Annotated in this window: 17 protein-coding genes; 16 read left to right on the forward strand and 1 reads right to left on the reverse strand. The window is 59.3% G+C overall.

All coding sequences use genetic code 11. From position 1 onward, the window contains the following. On the reverse strand, window positions 1–193 hold a 193-nt coding region (locus JMF90_RS40060), incomplete at its 3' end, for a hypothetical protein (RefSeq protein ID WP_236592995.1). A 152-nt stretch (window positions 194–345) separates the two neighbouring features. Here JMF90_RS40060 and rpsJ point away from each other — a divergent pair. From rpsJ to rpsH, 16 genes are all read left to right on the forward strand, one after another. Then, entirely contained in the window at window positions 346–657 is a 312-nt protein-coding gene (gene rpsJ / locus JMF90_RS15550; RefSeq protein WP_004199280.1) for a 30S ribosomal protein S10, read from the forward strand. A 178-nt stretch (window positions 658–835) separates the two neighbouring features. Beyond that, on the forward strand, window positions 836–1486 hold the full coding sequence (gene rplC, locus JMF90_RS15555; protein WP_006482922.1) for a 50S ribosomal protein L3: 651 nt from the start codon (window positions 836–838) through the stop codon (window positions 1484–1486). Next, the gene (gene rplD / locus JMF90_RS15560; protein ID WP_006477192.1) at window positions 1486–2106 is read left to right on the forward strand and encodes a 50S ribosomal protein L4; all 621 of its coding nucleotides are present in this window, start codon (window positions 1486–1488) and stop codon (window positions 2104–2106) included. Before rplC ends, rplD begins: the two co-directional genes overlap by 1 nt. After that, window positions 2103–2417: a 50S ribosomal protein L23 gene (gene rplW, locus JMF90_RS15565; protein ID WP_004199275.1), complete on the forward strand. Its 315-nt coding sequence runs from the start codon at window positions 2103–2105 to the stop codon at window positions 2415–2417. The genes rplD and rplW overlap by 4 nt, the downstream gene beginning before the upstream one ends. A 2-nt stretch (window positions 2418–2419) precedes the next feature. Continuing rightward, a complete protein-coding gene (gene rplB / locus JMF90_RS15570) occupies window positions 2420–3247 on the forward strand; it encodes a 50S ribosomal protein L2 (RefSeq protein ID WP_006482900.1) in 828 nt (275 codons plus the stop codon). 10 nt (window positions 3248–3257) lie between these two features. After that, window positions 3258–3533, forward strand: a complete 276-nt coding sequence (gene rpsS / locus JMF90_RS15575; protein ID WP_004199273.1) for a 30S ribosomal protein S19 — start codon at window positions 3258–3260, stop codon at window positions 3531–3533. Between the two features lie 12 nt (window positions 3534–3545). After that, window positions 3546–3875 (forward strand): 50S ribosomal protein L22, encoded by a 330-nt coding sequence (rplV, locus tag JMF90_RS15580; RefSeq protein WP_004199272.1) that lies wholly within the window; start codon window positions 3546–3548, stop codon window positions 3873–3875. An 11-nt stretch (window positions 3876–3886) separates the two neighbouring features. Then, window positions 3887–4687, forward strand: coding sequence for a 30S ribosomal protein S3 (gene rpsC, locus JMF90_RS15585; RefSeq protein ID WP_006482899.1), 801 nt, complete (start codon window positions 3887–3889; stop codon window positions 4685–4687). A 2-nt stretch (window positions 4688–4689) separates the two neighbouring features. Next, a complete protein-coding gene (gene rplP, locus JMF90_RS15590; RefSeq protein WP_006482873.1) occupies window positions 4690–5106 on the forward strand; it encodes a 50S ribosomal protein L16 in 417 nt (138 codons plus the stop codon). Window positions 5107–5115: 9 nt separating this feature from the next. Continuing rightward, window positions 5116–5310 (forward strand): 50S ribosomal protein L29, encoded by a 195-nt coding sequence (rpmC, locus tag JMF90_RS15595; protein WP_006400652.1) that lies wholly within the window; start codon window positions 5116–5118, stop codon window positions 5308–5310. Then, window positions 5307–5579 carry a 30S ribosomal protein S17 gene (gene rpsQ / locus JMF90_RS15600; RefSeq protein ID WP_006477189.1) on the forward strand — a complete coding sequence of 91 codons (273 nt, stop codon included), beginning with the start codon at window positions 5307–5309 and terminating at the stop codon, window positions 5577–5579. The genes rpmC and rpsQ overlap by 4 nt, the downstream gene beginning before the upstream one ends. Window positions 5580–5888: 309 nt before the next feature. Continuing rightward, window positions 5889–6257, forward strand: a complete 369-nt coding sequence (gene rplN / locus JMF90_RS15605) for a 50S ribosomal protein L14 (RefSeq protein ID WP_006482918.1) — start codon at window positions 5889–5891, stop codon at window positions 6255–6257. Window positions 6258–6266: 9 nt separating this feature from the next. Then, entirely contained in the window at window positions 6267–6575 is a 309-nt protein-coding gene (gene rplX / locus JMF90_RS15610) for a 50S ribosomal protein L24 (RefSeq protein WP_006477187.1), read from the forward strand. A 16-nt stretch (window positions 6576–6591) separates the two neighbouring features. After that, window positions 6592–7131, forward strand: a complete 540-nt coding sequence (rplE, locus tag JMF90_RS15615; protein ID WP_006477186.1) for a 50S ribosomal protein L5 — start codon at window positions 6592–6594, stop codon at window positions 7129–7131. Between the two features lie 7 nt (window positions 7132–7138). Further along, a complete protein-coding gene (gene rpsN / locus JMF90_RS15620) occupies window positions 7139–7444 on the forward strand; it encodes a 30S ribosomal protein S14 (protein WP_006482884.1) in 306 nt (101 codons plus the stop codon). A gap of 14 nt (window positions 7445–7458) precedes the next feature. Then, the coding region (gene rpsH / locus JMF90_RS15625) for a 30S ribosomal protein S8 (RefSeq protein WP_201325213.1) at window positions 7459–7554 on the forward strand (96 nt) is incomplete at its 3' end.

Raw genomic sequence — 7554 nt, forward strand, 5'->3', positions numbered from 1 at the left:
GATCCGCGAAGGCGGCCGTACCGTCGGCGCCGGCGTCGTCGCCAAGATCATCGAGTAATATCGACGATCCGCGGATCCCGACGGGGTCCGCGATTCCCGCGGTACGCGGTTGTACCGTCGAAACCGGGTGCCCAGCTTGCGCTGGCGCCCGGTTTTGTTTTTCCGGCGGCGCGTTGCGCGCACCAAGAAACACGCAACACTACTTCAGAATTTCGTGTAGAATCGCGGGCTTAGCAGTGGAAGTACTGTCCGGAACCTGATGCTTCGCTCCCCGCTGGCGTCATGTTTCACGTTCTTTTAGTGTCCGGCGATGCAACATCGCCTCGCTCTTTTCAAGGAATTGTCATGCAGCAACAGAAAATCCGCATTCGCCTGAAGGCATTCGACTATCGTCTGATCGATCAATCGGCTGCCGAAATCGTCGATACCGCGAAGCGGACTGGCGCAATCGTCCGTGGCCCGGTGCCGCTGCCGACGCGCATTCAGCGTTTTGACATTCTGCGTTCGCCGCACGTCAACAAGACGTCGCGCGATCAGCTCGAAATCCGTACCCACCAGCGCCTGATGGACATCGTCGACCCGACGGACAAGACCGTTGACGCGCTGATGAAGCTCGACCTGCCGGCTGGCGTCGACGTGGAAATCAAGCTGCAGTAAGGCTTCCAGCGCCGGTCGGTCCGCCGGGCGGTGCTAAGTCTTTGTATTGCTTGCGGAAATCGGAAAGTCGGGCTATACTGCTTGGCTTTTCGCGTATTCGCGTAAAAAAGTTGGGCCTTGCGTGCCCGGCATTTTGTAAATCAGCCCCGACCAATCGCAGTCGGGAATGGAGAAAATGATGAGCCTTGGACTCGTAGGTCGCAAGGTTGGCATGACCCGTATCTTCACGGCTGAAGGGGATTCGATTCCCGTCACCGTGCTGGACGTGTCGGACAACCGCGTGACGCAGATCAAGACTGTTGAAACCGACGGCTACACGGCCGTGCAGGTTGCATTCGGCTCCCGCCGCGCATCGCGCGTGACGAAGCCGCTGGCAGGTCATCTCGCCAAAGCCGGTGTCGAAGCCGGTGAAATCCTCAAGGAATTCCGCATTGACGCGGCCAAGGCAGCCGAGCTGTCGAATGGCGCCGTGGTCGGTGCAGATCTTTTCGAAGTGGGCCAGAAGGTCGACGTGCAAGGCGTGTCGATCGGTAAGGGCTACGCCGGTACGATCAAGCGTTACAACTTCTCCTCCGGCCGTGCCACGCACGGTAACTCGCGCTCGCACAACGTGCCGGGCTCGATCGGTATGGCGCAGGATCCGGGTCGTGTTTTCCCGGGTAAACGCATGACGGGTCACATGGGTGACGTGACGGTGACGGTGCAGAACCTCGAAATCGCTCGTATCGACGCAGAGCGCAAGCTGCTGCTCGTGAAGGGTGCGATTCCGGGCGCGAAGGGCGGCAAGGTCTTCGTGACGCCGGCCGTCAAGACCAAGGGGGCGAAATAATGGAACTCAAGCTCCTGAACGAAAATGGTCAGGAAGGTGCAGTGGTCAACGCATCGGACGTCGTGTTCGGTCGTGACTACAACGAAGCGCTGATCCACCAGGTCGTCGTCGCTTACCAGGCGAATGCTCGCCAGGGTAACCGCGCACAGAAGGACCGTGAGCAAGTCAAGCACACGACCAAGAAGCCGTGGCGCCAGAAGGGTACGGGTCGCGCTCGTGCCGGTATGTCGTCGAGCCCGCTGTGGCGTGGCGGTGGTCGTATCTTCCCGAATTCGCCGGAAGAAAACTTCTCGCACAAGGTCAACAAGAAGATGCATCGCGCAGGTCTCTGCTCGATCTTCTCGCAGCTGGCCCGTGAAGGCCGTCTGTCGGTCGTCGAGGACATCATCCTCGAAGCGCCGAAGACCAAGCTGCTGGCCGACAAATTCAAGACCATGGGTCTCGACTCCGTGCTGATCATCACCGACACGGTCGACGAGAACCTGTACCTGGCTTCGCGCAACCTGCCGCACGTGGCGATTGTCGAGCCGCGCTACGCTGACCCGCTGTCGCTGATCTACTTCAAGAAAGTGCTGGTCACGAAGGCTGCGGTCGCCCAGATCGAGGAGTTGCTGTCATGAGCGAGATTCGCAAGAACGATCATCGTTTGATGCAGGTCCTGCTCGCACCGGTGATCTCGGAAAAGGCGACGCTGGTTGCCGACAAGAACGAGCAAGTCGTGTTCGAAGTCGCACCGGATGCCACGAAGCAGGAAGTGAAGGCGGCTGTCGAGCTGCTGTTCAAGGTTGAAGTTGATTCGGTCAACGTGCTGGTTCAGAAGGGCAAGCAAAAGCGCTTCGGCCGTTCGATGGGCCGCCGCAAGGACGTGAAGAAGGCGTACGTTTGCCTGAAGCCCGGCCAGGAAATCAACTTTGAAGCGGAGGCCAAGTAATCATGGCAATCGTTAAAGTTAAGCCGACATCGCCGGGTCGCCGCGCGATGGTCAAGGTGGTCAACAAGAACCTGCACCAGGGCAAGCCGTTCGCGGCACTGCTCGACTCGCAGAGCTCGACCGCCGGCCGTAACAACAACGGTCGTATCACCACGCGTCACAAGGGTGGTGGTCACAAGCAACACTATCGTATCGTCGATTTCCGTCGCACGAAGGATGGCATCCCGGCAAAGGTCGAGCGTCTCGAGTACGACCCGAACCGCAGCGCGAACATCGCGCTGGTGCTCTACGCAGACGGCGAACGTCGCTACATCATCGCCCCGAAGGGCCTGACCGTCGGCCAACAGCTGATGTCGGGTTCGGAAGCGCCGATCCGTGCAGGCAACACGCTGCCGATCCGCAACATTCCGGTCGGTACGACGATCCACTGCATCGAGATGCTGCCGGGCAAGGGCGCGCAAATGGCGCGTTCGGCTGGCACGTCGGCCATGCTGCTGGCGCGCGAAGGCGTCTACGCGCAGGTTCGTCTGCGTTCGGGCGAAATCCGCCGCGTGCACATCGAGTGCCGTGCAACGATCGGTGAAGTCGGCAACGAAGAGCATAGCCTGCGCCAGATCGGCAAGGCTGGCGCGAACCGCTGGCGCGGTATCCGCCCGACGGTGCGTGGCGTTGCGATGAACCCGGTTGATCACCCGCACGGTGGTGGTGAGGGCAAGACGGCTGCAGGTCGCGACCCGGTGAGCCCGTGGGGTACGCCGGCTAAGGGTTACCGCACCCGCAGCAACAAGCGCACGACGACGATGATCGTCCAGCGCCGTCACAAGCGTTAAGGAGTAGGCAATGGCACGTTCTGTTAAAAAAGGTCCGTTCTGCGACGCCCATTTGCTGAAGAAAGTTGAGGCGGCTGCAGCTTCGCGCGACAAAAAGCCGATCAAGACCTGGTCGCGTCGCTCGACGATTCTGCCGGATTTCATCGGCCTGACGATCGCTGTTCACAACGGCCGTCAACACGTTCCGGTGTACATCTCGGAAAACATGGTCGGCCACAAGCTTGGCGAGTTCGCACTGACCCGTACGTTCAAGGGTCACGCAGCCGACAAGAAGGCCAAGAAATAAGGGGCAATCAAGATGGAAGTGAAAGCAATTCATCGCGGTGCCCGCATCTCGGCGCAGAAAACGCGCCTTGTGGCTGACCAGATCCGCGGTTTGCCGGTCGACAAGGCGCTGAACGTTCTGACGTTCTCGCCGAAGAAGGCGGCTGGCATCGTGAAGAAGGTTGTGCTGTCGGCAATCGCGAATGCGGAGCACAACGAAGGCGCTGATATCGACGAGCTCAAGATCAAGAGCATCTACGTCGACAAGGCTGCATCGCTCAAGCGTTTCACCGCGCGCGCCAAGGGCCGCGGTAACCGCATCGAGAAGCAATCCTGTCACATCACTGTGACGGTCGGGAATTAAGGAGCCATACGATGGGACAGAAAATTCATCCGACTGGCTTCCGCCTGGCTGTCAGCCGCAATTGGGCTTCGCGTTGGTACGCGAACAACAACAATTTCGCGGCGATGCTGCAGGAAGACATCGGTGTTCGTGAATACCTGAAGAAGAAGCTGAAGAACGCTTCGGTCGGTCGGGTCGTCATCGAGCGTCCGGCGAAGAACGCGCGCATCACGATTTACAGCTCGCGTCCGGGCGTGGTCATCGGCAAGAAGGGCGAGGATATCGAACAGCTGAAGACGGAACTGCAACGCCGCATGGGCGTGCCGGTTCACGTCAACATCGAAGAAATCCGCAAGCCGGAAACCGATGCTCAGCTGATCGCTGACTCGATCACGCAACAGCTCGAGCGCCGGATCATGTTCCGTCGCGCGATGAAGCGTGCGATGCAGAACGCGATGCGTCTGGGTGCCCAAGGCATCAAGATCATGAGCGCAGGCCGTCTGAACGGTATCGAAATCGCTCGTACGGAGTGGTATCGCGAAGGTCGCGTGCCGCTTCATACGCTGCGTGCTGATATCGACTACGCGACTTCGGAAGCGAAGACGACTTACGGGATCATCGGCGTCAAGGTGTGGGTCTACAAGGGCGATACGCTCGGCCGCAACGACGCACCGGTGGTGGAAGAAGTAGCCGAAGACAAGCGTCCGCGTCGCAATGCGCGTCCGGGCGACCGTCGTCCGCGCCGTGATGGCGAAGGCGGCGCTCCGGGTGCTCGTCGTGGCGCACCGCGCCGCGGCGCCGGCAAGCCCGAAGACGGCAAGACTGGAGAATAACGATGCTGCAACCGAAACGCAGAAAGTATCGTAAAGAGCAGAAGGGTCGTAACACCGGTAAGGCGACGCGCGGCAACGCAGTGTCGTTCGGTGAATTCGGCCTGAAGGCGATCGGTCGCGGTCGTTTGACCGCACGTCAGATTGAAGCGGCGCGTCGTGCAATGACGCGTCACATCAAGCGTGGCGGCCGCATCTGGATCCGGATCTTCCCGGACAAGCCGATTTCGCAGAAGCCGGCCGAAGTGCGTATGGGTAACGGTAAGGGTAACCCGGAGTACTACGTCGCCGAGATTCAGCCGGGCAAGATGCTCTATGAAATGGACGGCGTAACCGAAGAACTGGCACGCGAAGCGTTCCGTCTGGCCGCAGCCAAGCTGCCGCTCAAGACGGCATTCATCGTGCGCCAGCTCGGCGCCTAAGGAGAAAACATGAAGGCTTCCGAACTTCTCCAGAAAGACCAGGCCGCGCTCAACAAGGAGCTGGCGGACCTGCTGAAGGCGCAATTCGGCCTGCGCATGCAACTCGCGACCCAGCAGCTCACGAACACGAGCCAGCTGAAGAAGGTTCGTCGCGACATCGCACGTGTGCGGACCGTCATGACTCAGAAGGCGAACCAGAAATGAACGATAGCGTGAAAACCTCGCTGAAGCGGACGCTGGTCGGTCGGGTCGTCAGCAACAAGATGGACAAGACCGTCACCGTGCTGATCGAGCACCGCGTCAAGCACCCGATCTACGGCAAGTATGTCGTGCGTTCGAAGAAGTACCACGCGCACGATGAAGCGAACACCTACAACGAAGGCGATCTCGTCGAAATCCAGGAAACGCGTCCTGTTTCGAAGACGAAGGCCTGGACGGTGTCGCGCCTCGTCGAAGCCGCTCGCGTCATCTAAGCGGGCAGTGCAGTAGGCAGTAACAGGCACTTCTCCACGAAGTGCTTGAAATCGCAAAGTTTTTGCTTGCGGGACCAGGATTATTTGTTATAATTCTGGTCTTCCCTCTTTATGGGAGCCCCGTCGCGGGCGAAGTTGGTGGGGGAAGCGGACTGGCGCCAGCCTGTCCGAAAGATTCACCGAATTGCGATGGCGGGTTTCGTTTGCCGTCGCTGCTGTTCCAACCCAAGCAGCCGATTGGCTGACGGGACCAAGACTGACCGAATGCATCATGGTGGTGCATCCGGATTAAGTTGGGAAAGACAAACCATGATCCAGACCGAATCTCGGCTCGAAGTAGCCGACAACACGGGTGCACGTGAAGTCCTGTGCATCAAGGTGCTCGGCGGCTCGAAGCGTCGTTATGCCGGCATTGGCGACATCATCAAGGTGAGCGTCAAAGAGGCAACGCCGCGCGGGCGCGTGAAGAAAGGCGAAATCTACAACGCCGTGGTGGTTCGCACCGCCAAGGGCGTGCGCCGTCAAGACGGCTCGCTGATCAAGTTCGACGGCAACGCCGCTGTGCTTTTGAATAACAAGCTCGAGCCGATCGGCACCCGTATCTTCGGGCCGGTGACGCGTGAGCTGCGTAGCGAACGATTCATGAAGATCGTTTCGCTGGCGCCGGAAGTGCTGTAAGGAGTCGCGATGAACAAGATTCGCAAAGGTGACGAAGTCATCGTCGTCACTGGCAAGGACAAGGGCAAGCGCGGCGTCGTGCTGGCTGTCGGTGCTGAACATGTGACGGTTGAAGGTATCAACCTCGTCAAGAAGCATGTGAAGCCGAACCCGATGAAGGGTACGACGGGCGGCGTGGAAGCGAAGACGATGCCCCTGCATATTTCGAACGTCGCACTGGTCGACGCGAATGGCAAGGCGTCGCGTGTTGGCATCAAGGTCGAGGAAGGCAAGAAGGTTCGCTTCCTGAAGACGACCGGTGCCGTACTGAGCGCCTGACGCAGCGGAGTAAAAAATGGCTCGTTTTCAAGAGTTTTACAAAGAAAAGGTTGTGCCCGGCCTGATCGAGAAGTTCGGTTACAAGTCGGTCATGGAAGTGCCGCGCATCACCAAGATCACGCTGAACATGGGTCTTGGCGAAGCGATCGCTGACAAGAAGATCATCGAGAACGCCGTTGGCGACCTCACGAAGATCGCCGGCCAGAAGCCGGTCGTCACGAAGGCTCGCAAGGCAATCGCAGGCTTCAAGATCCGCCAGGGTTACCCCATCGGCGCGATGGTGACGCTGCGTGGCCAGGCGATGTACGAATTCCTCGACCGTTTCGTGACGGTTGCCCTGCCCCGCGTGCGTGACTTCCGCGGTGTGTCGGGTCGTGCTTTCGATGGCCGTGGCAACTACAACATCGGTGTGAAAGAGCAGATCATTTTCCCCGAAATCGATTACGACAAGATCGACGCACTGCGTGGGCTGAACATCAGCATCACGACGACTGCGAAGACCGACGACGAAGCAAAGGCTCTGCTCGCCAGCTTCAAGTTCCCGTTCAGAAACTGAGGTTACCGTGGCTAAACTGGCACTGATCGAACGTGAAAAGAAGCGCGCCCGCCTGGTCGCGAAGTTCGCAGCAAAGCGCGAAGCGCTGAAGGCGATCGTCGAAGACCAAAGCAAGTCGGAAGAAGAGCGCTACGAAGCACGCCTGGAGCTGCAGCAACTGCCCCGCAACGCAAACCCGACCCGCCAGCGTAACCGCTGCGCGATCACGGGCCGTCCGCGTGGCACGTTCCGTAAATTCGGCCTCGCGCGTAACAAGATTCGTGAAATCGCATTCCGTGGCGAGATTCCTGGCCTGACCAAGGCGAGCTGGTAATAGGAGAAACGTAAATGAGCATGAGTGATCCTATCGCCGATATGCTGACTCGCATCCGCAACGCGCAGATGGTCGAGAAGGTATCGGTCGCGATGCCCTCGTCGAAGGTC

Origin of the sequence: Burkholderia sp. E168m23, assembly GCF_016586125.1 — a bacterium.
In the GTDB taxonomy this organism is placed as follows: Bacteria; Pseudomonadota; Gammaproteobacteria; order Burkholderiales; family Burkholderiaceae; genus Burkholderia; species Burkholderia orbicola.